13 protein-coding genes and 1 pseudogene are annotated in these 14,876 nt (G+C 60.6%); 8 read left to right on the top strand and 6 right to left on the bottom strand.

Annotated features, from left to right (window positions below; all coding sequences use genetic code 11):
- Positions 1–12: 12 nt before the first annotated feature.
- The 6 genes from CH74_RS01950 to CH74_RS18900 form a co-directional block, all read right to left on the bottom strand.
- Complete coding sequence (locus CH74_RS01950) at positions 13–1,335, bottom strand: TRAP transporter large permease subunit (RefSeq protein WP_048305795.1); 1,323 nt, start codon at positions 1,333–1,335, stop codon at positions 13–15.
- Positions 1,328–1,873: a TRAP transporter small permease subunit gene (locus tag CH74_RS01945; RefSeq protein ID WP_048305794.1), complete on the bottom strand. Its 546-nt coding sequence runs from the start codon at positions 1,871–1,873 to the stop codon at positions 1,328–1,330. The genes CH74_RS01950 and CH74_RS01945 overlap by 8 nt, the downstream gene beginning before the upstream one ends.
- 27 nt (positions 1,874–1,900) lie before the next feature.
- Positions 1,901–2,935, bottom strand: a complete 1,035-nt coding sequence (gene dctP, locus CH74_RS01940; protein ID WP_053070593.1) for a TRAP transporter substrate-binding protein DctP — start codon at positions 2,933–2,935, stop codon at positions 1,901–1,903.
- Between the two features lie 96 nt (positions 2,936–3,031).
- Positions 3,032–4,651, bottom strand: a complete 1,620-nt coding sequence (locus CH74_RS01935) for a 5-guanidino-2-oxopentanoate decarboxylase (protein WP_048305793.1) — start codon at positions 4,649–4,651, stop codon at positions 3,032–3,034.
- A 21-nt stretch (positions 4,652–4,672) separates the two neighbouring features.
- On the bottom strand, positions 4,673–5,875 hold the full coding sequence (locus tag CH74_RS01930; protein ID WP_216594686.1) for an amidohydrolase: 1,203 nt from the start codon (positions 5,873–5,875) through the stop codon (positions 4,673–4,675).
- On the bottom strand, positions 5,872–6,264 hold the full coding sequence (locus CH74_RS18900; RefSeq protein WP_216594685.1) for a hypothetical protein: 393 nt from the start codon (positions 6,262–6,264) through the stop codon (positions 5,872–5,874). Before CH74_RS18900 ends, CH74_RS01930 begins: the two co-directional genes overlap by 4 nt.
- A gap of 90 nt (positions 6,265–6,354) precedes the next feature.
- On the opposite strand from CH74_RS18900, the gene CH74_RS01925 reads away from it, so the two are divergent.
- The 8 genes and pseudogenes from CH74_RS01925 to CH74_RS01890 all read left to right on the top strand — a co-directional run bounded on the left by CH74_RS01925 (position 6,355) and on the right by CH74_RS01890 (position 14,751).
- Positions 6,355–7,263 (top strand): LysR substrate-binding domain-containing protein, encoded by a 909-nt coding sequence (locus tag CH74_RS01925; protein ID WP_253272900.1) that lies wholly within the window; start codon positions 6,355–6,357, stop codon positions 7,261–7,263.
- A 103-nt stretch (positions 7,264–7,366) separates the two neighbouring features.
- Positions 7,367–9,100, top strand: a complete 1,734-nt coding sequence (locus CH74_RS01920; protein ID WP_048305792.1) for an amidohydrolase — start codon at positions 7,367–7,369, stop codon at positions 9,098–9,100.
- A gap of 161 nt (positions 9,101–9,261) precedes the next feature.
- A complete protein-coding gene (rsxA, locus tag CH74_RS01915; protein ID WP_048305791.1) occupies positions 9,262–9,843 on the top strand; it encodes an electron transport complex subunit RsxA in 582 nt (193 codons plus the stop codon).
- Positions 9,844–9,862: 19 nt separating this feature from the next.
- On the top strand, positions 9,863–10,483 hold the full coding sequence (rsxB, locus tag CH74_RS01910) for an electron transport complex subunit RsxB (protein WP_048305790.1): 621 nt from the start codon (positions 9,863–9,865) through the stop codon (positions 10,481–10,483).
- On the top strand, positions 10,476–12,350 hold the full coding sequence (gene rsxC, locus CH74_RS01905; protein ID WP_048305789.1) for an electron transport complex subunit RsxC: 1,875 nt from the start codon (positions 10,476–10,478) through the stop codon (positions 12,348–12,350). The genes rsxB and rsxC overlap by 8 nt, the downstream gene beginning before the upstream one ends.
- Positions 12,347–13,416: pseudogene (locus tag CH74_RS01900) on the top strand (RnfABCDGE type electron transport complex subunit D). Before rsxC ends, CH74_RS01900 begins: the two are co-directional and overlap by 4 nt.
- Positions 13,413–14,063: an electron transport complex subunit RsxG gene (gene rsxG, locus CH74_RS01895; RefSeq protein ID WP_048305788.1), complete on the top strand. Its 651-nt coding sequence runs from the start codon at positions 13,413–13,415 to the stop codon at positions 14,061–14,063. The pseudogene CH74_RS01900 and the gene rsxG overlap by 4 nt, the downstream one beginning before the upstream one ends.
- A complete protein-coding gene (locus tag CH74_RS01890) occupies positions 14,047–14,751 on the top strand; it encodes an electron transport complex subunit E (protein ID WP_048305787.1) in 705 nt (234 codons plus the stop codon). Before rsxG ends, CH74_RS01890 begins: the two co-directional genes overlap by 17 nt.
- Positions 14,752–14,876 lie beyond the last annotated feature (125 nt).

Below are 14,876 nucleotides of genomic sequence, written 5' to 3'. Positions count from 1 at the left end.
CCAGCTTCTGTCTCAACCGAAAATCAGATTCGGTAGCCACAGGGCGATTTGCGGGAACACCACCACCAGAATGATGCCTACCACCTGCAGCGCAATAAACGGCAGCACTGCGCGGTAAAGATCTCCGGTCGTCACTTCCGGTGGCGCCACCGAGCGCATGTAGAACAGGTTGTAGCCGAAAGGCGGCGTGAGATAGGCCGTCTGCATGGCCAGCACGAAAATCGTCGCGAACCAGATGGGATCGAACCCCAGCGCCTTGATGATCGGGACGTACAGCGGCACGGTAATGAACAAAATCGCCGAGTCATCGAGGAACATGCCGAGTATCAGGTAGCTCAGCAAGATGACGGTCAGCACCACATAGGGGCTCAGATCGCCTGCGATGATGTGATTAACGATCTCCTGACCGGCGCCGAGTGCAATGTAGATCTTGGAGAACACCACCGCGCCGATCATGATCCACATCAGCATGCCAATGATGCGTGCCGTGGAATATAGCGCGCTGGAAAGCATCTTGAAATTGAGCCGTCCGTTCGCTAGCGCGCATAGCATGGCCCCGGCGGCGCCGACGGCGGAGGCTTCGGTGGGCGATGTGTAGCCCAGCGCCATGGAGCCCAGCACTACCACGATCAGACCGCCCGGCAGGATGATGGCACGCAGCGCCTTGATCTTGCCCCAAGTATCGACTCGTTCGGATTTATCCAGGGGCGGCCCCAGCTGCGGATTGATCTTGCAACGGATGGCGATATAGATCATGTAGATCACGGCCAGCATCAGCCCCGGCATGACGCCGGCGGCGAATAGCTTGCCGATGGATTCCCGAGTCAGGAAGGCATACATGATCATGACCAGGGAGGGCGGGATCAAGAATCCCAGCGCGCCACCGGCCATGATAACCCCCGCTGAAAGGCGCTTGTCATAGCCGCGCTTCAGCATTGCCGGCAAGGCGATCAGGCCGAGGCTGATCGTCGCCGCACCGGTGATGCCCACCATCGCCGCGATCAGGGCACAGATCAGCACGGTACCCATGCCCAGACCACCGCGCACGCTGCCCATCAGCTTGTAGACCATCTCGAACAGGCTGTCGGCGATGCCGGATCGCTCCAGGATCATGCCCATCAGAATGAACAGCGGCAGGGCGACGAGAATGAACTCATTCATCAGCCCGAACAGCGACGGCATGAGAATGCCCAAGCTGTCCGGCCCCCAGATCACATAGCCGAACACCACGCCCACGCCAAGCAGCGTCCAGGCCAATGGCATGCCGACGGCCATCAGCACCAGCATGGAGCCGAACATCAAGGCGGTAAGCAGGACCGGATCGATCTCAAGCATGGGGGATCTCCGGGTCGTGTTTCGGCTCATCCATCGGCGCGCCCAGCACGGCACAGAGATGGCGCCCGATACTGGCCAGCATTTGCAGGATAATCAGTATGATGGCAACCGGAATCATCAGCTTTACCGGCCAGATGATCGGCGCCCAGGTGCTGCGAAAGGACTGCTCGCGAATCTCGAAGGACATCCAGGCAAAATCGACCGCCCCTTTCAAGACCACCAATAACAGGGTGATCACCGCGATACCTATGAGCATGCTTACCAGCGCCTTGAGCCGTGGGGGGAAGTGCTGGTAAATGATGTCGGTGCGCACATGGCCTTGCCATTTCTCGGTGTAGAACCCGGCAAGAATCGCATAGGTGCCATACATCAACGTGGAGGACTCATGCGCCCAGGTGGTGGGAGAGTCCAGAAACTGACGCGAGATGACCTCGAACATCAGGATGCAGACGATGGCAAAACACATCCAGGCAATGACCCGCCCGAGTATTTCACTCAGGCGGTCCTGCCAGCGTATCCAGGCTTTCAACCAGCGCATAGGCGACTCCACGCAACGCGGCCTGGATTATTCCAGGCGGCCCTTGTCCTTGGCCATCTGACGAATCGTTTCGATTGCCTCGGCGGCGGTGTCGGATTTCTTGGCTTCCGCATCCCAGACCGACTGGGCGGCTTCGGTCATGCGCTTCTGATCGCTCTCAGGCAGGCTATGGATCGTGAACTCCTCTTCCGCCGCTTCGTTCCATTCCACGAATTTCTGGTGCCGATAGTCCGCCCACTCCGCTGTCACCTCGGTGATCACGTTCTGCAAGTCTTCGGGAATCTTGTCCCAGACACGCTTGTTGATCAGCACATTGTCCACAAAGCCGGGATAAAGCATGTTGAGGTTGGTGTAATCCGTCGCGATTTCATTGAGCTTGAGCACGCTATAGTCATAAGGGCCGCCGTAGATCAGGCCATCGATGGCGTTGGTGCTGAGGGCGATATAGAACTCCTGGGGCGGAATATACACCGTTGATACACCGAACTTCTCCAGCACCGCCGCCACGGATGGGGTAGCGCGAATCTTCCGTTCACCCATTTCTTCCAGCGATTCGACCGGCTCCTTGGAAAGCAGATCGAATTTTCCACCGAAGACCGGCACGGTGTAATGCACGCCCATCTTCTCGTAGTTGTTGGCGAGCAGCTCACCGAAGCCCCGCTCGTTCCAAAGCTCCTTGGCCTCTTCTAGATCGGTCCAGGCCAGCGGCAATCCGGATTCGGTAATGGCGGTATCCATCTGGCCACCCCAGTAGCCGCCATAGCCGTAGATCATCTGTAGTGTGCCGGCACGCAGCGCGCCGAACATCTGATCGTTCGGTACCAGCTCACCGCCACGGAACATGTTGACCTTGATACGGCCATCGCTCGCCTCGGAGAGCTTGTCCACGTAGCGCTGGAAAATCTTGTCTTCTTCGGTGCCGGTGTAGCGCTGCATGCGCAACGTGACGGTCTCGTCCTGGGCCAAGGCCGGCGCATCGACTTGGGCCAAGGCGCCCATTGCCAGTGTCACCACAGCGAAACTTTTCACCCAGGCGTTCTTGAAGCTCTTGTCGTTATTCATGGTTCTTCCTCGCTTGTAGACGCGGATTCAGCGCGCCAGATACATGACAGACCTTGTTCGATGACTACCGGTGTCCGTCGTTTTAGCCAATAAACGCTATTTTTCTACACAGGCATCCATCCAGGCGGCCTGGTCGATCTCGATGATCCAGGGTCGATCGGCGGACGCACCTTCCTCTAGAAGCTCTTTCAGCCCATCGGGGCCTGTCACATGGTCGTGGCGACAGCCGAACCCCTGGGTGATGGGTTCGAAATCCGGCATCCACAAATCCACCCCGACCCGCTGAACGTCATGGTCGTCCATGTACTTGCGAATCTCGCCATAGCCGCTGTTGTTCCACAGCAAGACGATCAGACCCACCTTGGCTTCGACCGCTGTCGCCAGCTCGCTCAGAGTGAAAAGAAAGCCGCCGTCTCCCACGATAGCCAGCACCGGCAGGTCGGGCCGCGCCAGACGCGCCCCGATCGCCGCCGGCAGGGCATAGCCAAGCGTGCCGTAGCCGGTGGATGAATTGAACCAGCGCCGCGGCGCATTGGGTTGTACGGTCATATTGCCGACGTAGACCGGCTCGGTGGAATCCCCGACCATCACGGCATCCGGCAGCACCTCATAGACGCTCTCCATGAGTCGTGCCACCGCTTTCCATTCAGCGGGGGTTTCGGCATCGATTTCCTGCTTGAGCTTGGCAATGCCCGCTTCATCCGCTGCGCGTCGAGTCTGTGTCTGATGGGCACGCTCGAGCAGTTGATCGATGAACGTGGCGGCGTCTGCGTGAATGGCCAGGTCGGGTGCCTGGTTGCGATACAGCTGCGCGCTTTCCACATCCACCCGTATCAACCGCCCTGCTATACGAAAACGATCCTGGAAGGAGACGTCGTAATCCGTCTCTCCCAGTTCGGTGCCGATGGCCAGAACGACGTCAGCCTCGGGCGCTTCACGCAGGACACACTCATAGGACTGGGTCGAACCCATATTCAGTGGATGCCCGGCAGGCATCAGGCCCTTGGCGTTGACCGTAGTGAACACCGGCAGCCCCAGGCACTCTGCCAACGCGCGTACCTGTTCGCCGGCAGCCAGCGCCCCGCCACCCACCAACAGCCAAGGACGCTTGGCGCCTTGCAGCCAGTCAAGCGCCTCGTTCACCGCCGTGGCCGGTGCGGCAATCGGCGTGGGTGATCGCCATCGATGGCTGAGCAGCTCTTTAGGCATCTCCTGCACGATGACATCAAGGGGAATCTCGATATGCACCGGCCGTGGCCGGCCACCCTGGAACACGCTGAAGGCGCGATCCAGCACCTTGGGCAGGTTCTTCGCATCCATCAAGGTATGACTGAAGGCGCACAGGCCATCTACCAGCTGCTGCTGATTCGGCAGCTCGTGCAACCGGCCCTCCCCCAATGCCAGCTGGTTGCGCGGGTTGACGCTGGAAATCACTAGCATGGGAATGGAGTCGGCATAGGCCTGGGCCATGGCGGTGGTGATGTTGGTCATGCCCGGCCCGGTGATGATGAAACACACTCCGGGCTTACCGCTTGCCCGGGCATAGCCATCGGCCATGAAACCGGCGCCCTGCTCATGCCGAGGGGTGACGTGTCGAATCCCACTGGTAGCGACGCCCCGGTACATCTGGACCGTATGCACACCGGGAATGCCGTAGATGGTGTCCACGCCATAGGTATGTTCGAGCAGCTCCACCAACCATTCCGCGCAATTCATATCGCCTGGCTTCCTTTCAAATCAGTCTTTCATATCGCCATCTCGAGCCGGAATTACCCAGTCGTTCTTGCCGCGAGCCGTGGTGATGTATTCTGGCCAGCGAAAATCGAGAGGCGGCGGGTAGTCGCAAAGCGGCGCCATCCACTCATCTCCCCCGATGCCGCCGCCGGTTCGCTCCTGGAACTCGCGTTGGGCTTTTTCCAGCACCTCGGGTTGCGTCAGCAAATCCATCAAGGTTAACCCTATGGTCTTTGACGCCACTTCGATCATTGGATCGATACAGGGCGCCAGGCCACCAAGTGCATTCATCACCCAGGCCGGATAGCCCTCCTTTACACCCGCCGGCAGGTCAAGCGCCGGACGCCCTATATACAGCCGCACCGTGGGAGCGTGCCAGCTGTATTCGGTGTAATCGTCGGAGGTGAAATGCTTCTGAGTTGGGGGCAGGATCTCTCTTAAAAGACGCTCGGCTTCCTGGGGCTCGATGAGGGATTCGATGGCGGGCAGATAGGGCTTGTCCATCGGCGCCAAACCTAGGTTTTTCTGAATTTGCCGCGCCAGTTCGATGGCCTCGGGGCCGAATTGCGGCGCGCCTACCCGCTCAAGATTGCGATAGGTGAGCTCTGCCATGACGTGATTGGGCAGGCCGGGGCGTGATTTCGCCACCCAGTCGCGCTTGACCTCGCAGTGGGTCAGCGCTGCGGCATTTTCGGCGAAATGATCCAGGCCGCGCACCACGTGCTCGGCCATTTCCACCGTCGGCACGCGGATGAAATACATGATCTGAGACATCTGAGCAGGCTGGTTGTCCGCCGTGGCCTGGCCGGCATTGAGAATCACCTCGTTCATGGACCAGTTCACGCCGCTTGCCAACACATGCTCACGCAGCCCCTTGCCCAACTGATACATCTGCACCACCGCATCGTTGGCGCCGGGAGCCCGCGCACTGGCATGAGAGGCTGGGATTGGCGAACTCGTTTCGCTCGTCATCCAGGTATGCGGCTGATCGCAGGTAAAGGTATAGATCACGCCATAGGCGGCGCCGCAATGGGTATCCCAGCGAGTCGTGTTGCACAGGGGCAACATGTAGAAAGGATGGAAACTGATCGCTGCATCTAGATCGTCGTAATACCCGGCGGCGGCATGCAGCGGTTTGGAACCGCGCACCTTCTCCGCGGGCTCGCCGAAGAATTTCAGGCGTCCGGGAATGTTGTGCGCCTTCATGGCGTCCTGGGCCGCAAGAAAGCCCCCAGAGCCCCGATGCCCAGCGCCGAATGCGGGTCGGTGTGCCCCCCGGCCCAGGGGCTCAAACCATCCCGTGGCCGCTGCACCACGTCCGCCGCCTGACAGTTGCCGGGGATCGCATCGTATTCCGCGTAGCCGCCCAGGGTCGGGCCGGGGCCGTTGTCCCATACGGCACAGAAAGCGGTGGGCATGCCCCCGGACCCTTCCTCAACCTCGAAACCCCGCCCCCGGAGCAGGTCCACGTAAAACCGGGCCGACCGATATTCCCGCCACGCCGTTTCGCCCAACTGCCAGATGGTCTGATTCCACTCGGACAGCTCCGGCATGTGCCGATCGACGAACTGCAGAATAGCGTCATGATGAGACATGCAATTACGCTCATGATGTAGTTGCTTTTAAACGACTATACGTCAAAAATCGTTTGCTCCAAGCGAAAGATAATCATCTTATTGGTCGAAATGATTCAACAGTCCAATTGCTATATGCCGTCCCTGCAGGCGCTGCGCGCATTCGATGCCCTGGCTCGGCTTGGCAGCCTTACCGAGGCGGCGGACGCCCTGAGCCTCACTCGCAGCGCGATCAGCCATCAAATGCGTCTGCTCGAGGATCAGCTTGGGCTCAAACTGTATGAACGTCGCGGGCGCGGCGTGATCCTGACACCGACGGGCCAGCAGTACGCCCATGAGATTCGCCGTGTACTGGCCATGCTCGACCACGTCCATGCCAACCTGCCGGACCATGAATACAACGGTCACCTGCGCGTCAGCATGCCGCCCGGCTTCGCCGCGAGCGTCGTCAGCCGCAGTATCAACGACTTCTATCGCAACTATCCCGGTATCCGGCTACATATCGGCACCAACCGGGAGAACGAGCCGCCCAACCCGGCCAATCTGGACCTGTTCGTGGTCCACGGCGATGGCGCCTGGGCCGAACACAGCGTGGAAATGCTGGCCCACCCCATGTACACCCCGGTCTGCAGTCCTGGCTTGTTGAACGAGCTTCAAATCAAGCATCCCCAGGATCTGGAGCGCGCGACGCTGCTGCATCTGAATAACGATCATGACTGGCGCCTGTGGCTATCCGGTAGCGGCACCAAAGCCCAGCTGCAAACCGAATCCGGCGTCTACTTCACCAATATTCTGCTAGTGGTCAGCGCCGCCATCACCGGACAAGGCATTGCCATCGGTGACGACGTGGTATGCGGCGATACGTTGAAGCGCGGCCAGTTGGTGCGCCCCTTCGACATGCAGATTCGTGGCGACAAGGCGTATTACCTGGTAACCCCGCACCGTAACGCGGACGACCCCAAGGTGCGTGCCTTCAGCGACTGGCTGAAGGTGAAGCTCAATCTGTTTCGTCAGGCATGAGCTTAAATGTTGAATAATATTTTCCATTGTGGCGAAAAATTGCCACTCAACTGCTGAAAATAGTGGGGTATTGTTGAATGACTCTTGATGGGGGGCATTCACCATGGCATTCGACCCTTGGCAGTCCACGCATTCCGGGCGCTCAGGCGCCAGCGCCGATCTGGCGCTGATCAATGCGCGAATCTATACCGTCGACCCGGGACGCCCCTGGGCGGAGGCCATGGCCATCGGCGGCGGGCGAATCCGCGCCATCGGTTCACAGGACGAAATCCAGCACCTGATCGGCAGCGACACCCGGGTCATCGATGTGCAAGGTCGCTTCGTCATGCCCGGCCTTCACGACATGCACACCCACCCGGACCTGGGCCTTGCGACCCGCTACGACGACAATCTCGACATAGGCCTCGAAGACCCCTCGCCGGATCAGGTGCGCGATGCCATCCTCGACTATGCCGACAAGCACCCTGACAAGCCTTGGATTCATGGCGCGTATTTCGTCCGTTATACCTTCCTGCAGGCCGGGCTCACCCCGGGAAGAGAGTGGCTGGACACCGTGATGCCCGACCGGCCCGTCGCGATCCTCGATCGCATGTGGGGCACCATGATGGTCAACAGCAAGGCCCTGGAGCTGGCCGGCATCGACCGAGACACCCCGGACCCGCGCAACGGCTATCTGGAGCGGGATCCGTTCAGCGGCGAACCCACCGGCTTGCTGATCGACGGTGCCTATGCCCTGATTCACGCCGCCATGCCGCCGACACCGGTGGCGGTACTCAAGCACGCCTACCGCGACGGCATACGCCTCCAGACGGCCCGGGGCGTTACCGCCACCAAGTACGTGCACGTCTGCGAGCACCGCCTGAACGCCCTGAAGCAGCTCGACGACGAGGGCGAGCTCAGCGTGCGGGTAGAGGCCGCGATCAGCTGGCAAGATGACATCTTCCCGGTCAAACGCCGCTGGGAACTCTTGGCCGGTGAGCGCCACTACTACGCCAGCGCACGGCTCAATGCCGACGCCGTGAAATTCCATTTCGACGGCACCGTGGAGCCCCGCTCCTCCTTCCTGCTATCGCCCTGGCAGAACGGCGACGACTGGCGGGGCAAGGTCAACCTCACCCCGGAGCATCTCAAGCGCATGGTCGCGGACATGGACCGACGCGGCATCCGGGTGATCGCTCATTGCACCGGCGATGCAGCCTCTGATCTGTTCCTCGATGCGATCGCCCATGCGCGACGCAAGAACGGCCCCAACGGCGTGCGCCACCAGTGTGCGCATAGCACCATTCTGCATGGCGGCAATCTGCGGCGCTTCCGAGAACTCGATGTGATCGCCGAGTTCTCCCCCGCCGCCTGGTATCCGTCCCGCTTCACCAGCGGCGCGCGTGCCGGCTACGGCCCCGAGCGCCTGGCCCGGGCCTATGACCTGCGTGGCGTGATCGACGCCGGCGGCATCGCCACCATCGGCACCGACTTCCCCGTCGCATCGCTGGACCCCTGGATCGCGCTGGAAACCCTCGTCACGCGTCAGAATCCGTGGAATCAGGAAGAAGAGCGCTTCGGCACGCCGATCTCATTGGAAGAAGCACTGCGCGTGGTGACCTGGAACGGGGCCTACGCCATGGATCTGGAGCATGAAACCGGCTCGCTGGAGGCAGGGAAATCAGCGGACTTCATCGTGCTCGATCAGAACCCCTTTGCCATCGAGGTACGCGGTAACCTGCATCGCACCAAGGTCATGATGGGATTCGTGCAGGGCCAGGCGGTGCACGATCTGACAGGAGAGCTCGCGTCTCTCGGCATCAGAGCAACCTGGCAGGGCGAACCCCCGAAGCTGTAATACCCTGGCAATTTCTTCGCTATCGGTTGCGACATACCATCGCCAGCCATGGCGGTATGCCGACCATGATTGGAAGCGTATAATGCCGATCACTTTCTAATCACGTCGGCGTCTTGAAAAAGCAAGGGACGCCTGGCGTCATTTCGCTTCGATTGGTGGCGATGACCGAATATTTCCTGATTCTGGTAAGCACCGTTCTGGTCAACAACTTCGTGCTGGTGCAGTTTTTGGGGCTGTGCCCGTTCATGGGCGTGTCCAATAAGCTGGAATCTGCCATGGGCATGGCGATGGCCACCACCTTCGTGCTGACCCTGTCATCGATCGTCAGCTACCTGACCTTTCACTATCTGCTGGTGCCCCTGAATCTCGAATACCTGCGCATCATCGCCTTCATCATGGTCATCGCCGCGGTGGTGCAGTTCACCGAGATGATGGTCAGAAAGACTAGCCCCTTGCTGCATCAGGTGCTGGGTATCTTCCTGCCGCTGATCACCACCAACTGCGCGGTGTTGGGCGTAGCGCTGTTGTCCCTTAATCGCCAGTCGAGCTTCATGGAGGCGACACTGTATGGCTTCGGGGCGGCGGTGGGGTTTTCCCTGGTGCTGATACTGTTCGCAGCAATGCGAGAACGCCTCGCGGTGGCGGATGTACCGCGCCCCTTTCGCGGCGCGGCGATCGCCATGATCACCGCAAGTCTCATGTCGTTGGCCTTTATGGGGTTCAGCGGACTCGTACAGGTTTGAAACCAATAGGGTTGTAAGCGTGCTCGAACTGCTCACCGATAACGATATCCTGATCGCCATCGTCGCCCTGCTGGGCATGGCGACGGCGTTCGGTGCGCTGCTCGGCTTTGCCGGCCAGTACTTCAAGGTCGAGGGCGATCCGGTGGTCGAACGCATCGACGCCCTGCTGCCCCAGACCCAGTGCGGCCAGTGCGGCTATCCCGGCTGCAAGCCCTACGCCGAAGCCATCAGCCAAGGCGACGAGATCAACAAGTGCCCGCCGGGTGGCGAAACCACCATCACCGCTCTGGCCGACCTGCTTGGCCGGGAAGCCAAGCCGCTGGACGGCGAGGCCGAGGACGTGCCTAAGGTTGCCTATATCCGCGAGGATGAATGTATCGGCTGCACCAAGTGCATTCAGGCCTGTCCGGTGGACGCCATTCTCGGCGCCGCAAAATACATGCATACCGTCATCATCGATGAATGCACCGGCTGCGATCTATGCGTCGAGCCCTGCCCCGTGGATTGCATCGATATGCTGCCGCGTCCACAAGGGCTTGGGCATCACCGGGGCTATCAGGCAAATCGAATAAGCGCCGCCCTGATTGCCAGCGATCGTACGCCGACCCGGGAGATGAACGAGGCGAGTCTGCATGGCTGACTTCGACTTTCCCGGCGGCATCCATCCGCCCGAGCGCAAGACGCTTTCCAATCGTGTGCCATTGGTGCAGGCGCCGCTACCCGGGCGGGTGATCTTGCCTTTGACCCAGCACCTCGGCATGCCGGCGGAACCGGTAGTTACCCTTGGACAGCGGGTGCGTACCGGCGAAGTGATCGGCCGTGCCCAGGGCATGATCTCGGCAAACCTGCATGCCAGTATCACCGGCACCGTCAGCGCCATCGAGGAACATCCGGTACCGCACCCTTCCGCGACGCTGGGTGAAGTTCGCGCGCTCTGTATCGTCATCGATGCCGATAGCACCCACAAGTTAGTACAGAAAGACGAAGGCTCCGGTGAGTTAAGGCAAAAGGACGAGGGCCTTGGCGAGTCAAGGCAAAAAGACGAGGGCTTCGGCGAGTTAAAGCAAAAAGACGATTGGCTTCGGTTGCCGCCTCTCGACTGGCGTGCCAGCGACGACGAAACGCTGATCGAACGCCTGCGCGAATCCGGCATCGTCGGCCTGGGCGGCGCCGGCTTTCCTACCTCGGTAAAGGCTCAGGTGCGCCAGCGCCATGCCATCGACACGCTGATCGTCAATGTCGCCGAATGCGAGCCCTATATCACCGCCGATGATATGACCCTGCGCCACTACACTTCCGACATCCTGGAGGGGACGCAACTGTTCGCCCGGCTGACGGGTGCCGAGCGGATATTGATCGGCATTGAGGACAACAAGCCCGAGGCGATTGAGGTTCTAAACCAGGCGCTGCGTAAGCCTATCGCTGATGACATAGCTGTTGAACTCAAGGTCGTCGCGACCCGCTATCCCAGCGGGGGCGAGAAACAGCTGGTGCAACTACTCACCGGACGCGAGGTACCATCGCGGGGGCTGCCAACAGATGTCGGCGTGCTCTGCCACAACCCCGGCACTCTGTTGGCAGCGCTACGAGCGGTGCGTGACGGCGAGCCACTGATCTCGCGCATCGTCACTCTGACCGGCGAGGCGCTGGATAGACCCGGCAACGTCGAAGCCCGAATCGGCACACCCATGCAGGAACTGCTGGCCTTTGCCGGTCTGAAACCGGAACGGCTGTCGCAGCTGATTCAAGGCGGTCCCATGATGGGATTCACTCTGGATACCGGCTCTCTGCCGCTGATCAAGACCAGCAACTGCCTGATCGCCGCCACCGCCGAAGAACTGCCCCCAGCCCCGCCGGAACAGCCTTGCATTCGCTGCGGCGCTTGCGAAACTGCCTGCCCGGCTTCGCTATTGCCCCAGCAGCTTTACTGGTTCGCCAAGGGGCGTGAGCACGACAAGGCGGAGCTTTTCAATCTGTTCGACTGCATCGAATGCGGTGCCTGCGCCTACGTCTGCCCCAGCCATATCCCCTTGGTGCAGTACTATCGCGCCAGCAAGAGCGACATTCGCGCTCGTGAGCAGGAGGCGCGCAAGGCCGAGCACGCTCGGCATCGTTTTGAGTTTCGACAGGCGCGGATCGTCCGGGAAGAGGCCGAAAAACAGGCCCGGCGCGAGGCGCGCAAGAAACGCCCCCAAGACTCATCGGCCCAGGCGGCAAACACTACTGAGAGCGACAGCTCAACTGCTCGCTCTGAACCCGCCCCGACGACCGCCGATCTCACAGCTCAGCTCAGAAAGCTTAAGATCGCTCAGGCCGCCGCCAGGGCTGCGGTCAAGAAGGCTGAGAAAAATCTGGCCCGAATCAGCGAAGCCCGCCAGTCCGACAAGACAGAGCTCGAGGATATGGAAATCCAATTGGCCACCGCTCGGGAAAACCTGCAGGCCACCGAGGCGCGTTTGACGATGCTGCAGGCTCAGAGCCAGGATCAGGAAACGAATCCCTCATGAGCTTGATGCATACCGGCTCGCCCCATACTCGCGCCGCAACCTCCACCGGCAGCGTCATGGCCTGGGTACTGCTCGCTACCCTGCCGGGCATCGCGACCTTGACTTGGTTCTTTGGCTGGGGTGTGCTGATTAATGTGCTCTTCGCCGCCGGGCTGGGAATAGGTTTAGAGGCTTTGATTCTACGCCTGCGCGCTCGACCGCTAGTCGTGACGCTGCAGGACAACAGCGCCCTGGTGAGCGGCGTGCTACTGGGCGCGTCACTGCCGCCTTTCGCCCCCTGGTGGCTGATTTTAGTCGGCATGGTCGCCGCCATCGTGGTCGCCAAGCAGCTTTTCGGCGGCCTGGGTCAGAATCCTTTCAACCCGGCCATGGTCGGCTATGCGCTGCTGCTGATTTCCTTTCCCGTCGAGATGACCCAGTGGGCGGCTCCGCAAGGATTATTCGGCGCGAATGCCATCGGCCCAGGCGCTGCGCTAGGACACTTTCTGGGAATAGTGGAACCAACGGATGCCATGACCGGGGCCACGCCACTGGATGCCTTCAAGCACAAGGGCGAAACCGTGCTCGCCAGCGAATTCTGGGCAACTCACCCCTTGCCCCCCGGCACCCTGGACGCCTGGCATGCCGTCGCCCTGGCCTGGCTGGCCGGCGGCGCCCTGCTGCTGTTCAAGCGCATCATCAGCTGGCACATCCCGGTCAGCCTGCTGGGCGCTTTGCTGGTGCTTGCCACCCTCATGTATGCCAGCGATCCGAGCCACCACGGCACTCCTTTATTTCACCTGCTGGGAGGTGCGGCGATCTTTGGCGCCTTCTTCATTGCCACCGATCCGGTCAGCGCCGCCACCAGTCGCAAGGGCAAGCTCTATTATGGCGCCGCTATTGGCGTGCTGATCATGCTGATTCGCACATGGGGCGCTACCCGGATGCGGTGGCCTTCGCCGTGCTATTGATGAACTTCGCCGTGCCCTTCATCGACTACTACACCCAGCCGCGTACCTATGGTCATACGCGTCCCAACCGTGGCATCAAGGTGCATCAAATCGACGATGACGAGGATGCTCCATGAGCCCGCTGGCACACAGCATCGTTCGCGGCGTGCTGGGGCTCGGTCTGTTCGCCATCGTCACCGCCGGAGTGGTGGGCTTGACCCATTCGGTCACCTTCGAGCGTATCGCGAGCAATCGCCTGGCCAGCCAGTATCAGGTGCTGGAAGAGGTGGTGCCTGCCGCCTTGCACGACAATGCTTTGGTGGACGATACCGTCACCTTGTCCGCCGCTGAAGAACTCGGCCAAGAAAATACTTTCACAGCCTGGCAGGCGCGCCAGAATGGCAACGTCACAGCGGTCATTCTGCCGACGATTACTCATAAAGGGTACAGCGGCGATATCGCGCTACTGGTGGGCATCAAAGCCAACGGCGAACTTACTGGAGTGCGAGTGCTGTCGCATCAGGAAACCCCTGGGCTGGGAGACAAGATCGAGGCGCGCAAGAGCGACTGGATCAAGCAGTTCGAAGGGCTCTCTCTAGGCAATCCGCCGGCGGAGCAGTGGACGGTGAAAAAGAATGGCGGTAGCTTCGATGCCTTCACTGGCGCCACGATAACCCCCCGGGCCGTGGTCAATGCGGTGCAGGATAGCCTGGAATACTTCGCCGCCCACCGAGAGCGGCTGCTGGAAATATTAGAGGGAGGCCCCAGTGAGCCAATTCAATGAGCTGACACGCAACGGCTTGTGGTCCAACAACCCGGCGCTGGTGCAGCTACTGGGATTGTGCCCCTTGCTTGCGGTCACCAGCACCGTGGTCAATGCGCTGGGATTGGGCTTGGCAACCCTGCTGGTCATGATCGGCAGTAACGTCTCGGTGTCGCTGATTCGCAACCACGTTCCAGCCAATGTGCGGCTGCCGGCCTTCGTGATGATCATCGCTGCCTTCGTCACCTGCGCCGAACTGTTGATGCAGGCCTATGCTTTCAAGCTCTACCAAATCCTCGGCATCTTCATTCCGCTGATCGTCACCAACTGCGCGATCCTCGGCCGCGCCGATGGCTTCGCGGCGAAGAACCCGGTACTTCCCGCCGCTACGGACGGCTTGATGATGGGGCTCGGCTTCGCCGCAGTGCTGGTGGTGCTCGGCGCGGTGCGTGAGCTGTTCGGCCAAGGCACTTTATTTGCTGGCATGGAACTGCTGCTGGGGCCAATGGCAGCGAACTGGCAGCTCACCGTCTTTTCCGATTACAGCTTCCTGTTTTTAGTGCTGCCCCCGGGCGCCTTCTTCGCCACCGGCTTGCTGATTGCGGCCAAGAACGTCATCGACGACCGCACGGAGCGACGCCGTTTGGCTCGGCAGGCGGATCAGCCCCGGGAGAGTCGGCGGGTGCGAGTCACCGGCACGATACGATAAGGAATCACTGTATAAATGCCTACACGAACGAATTGCTACGTTGCGCGGTGCTGGTGCGCCAGCCCGGTCGAGATTCGCCTAACCCCATGTTATGTCTCATTTCCTGCGCTCCGTGCGCCTTGCTC

It is taken from the genome of Halomonas sp. PR-M31, assembly GCF_001039575.1.
Classification (GTDB): Bacteria; Pseudomonadota; Gammaproteobacteria; order Pseudomonadales; family Halomonadaceae; genus Modicisalibacter.
Note: the sequence above shows the minus strand (reverse complement) of the source record. Positions and strands in the feature narration are given on the sequence as shown.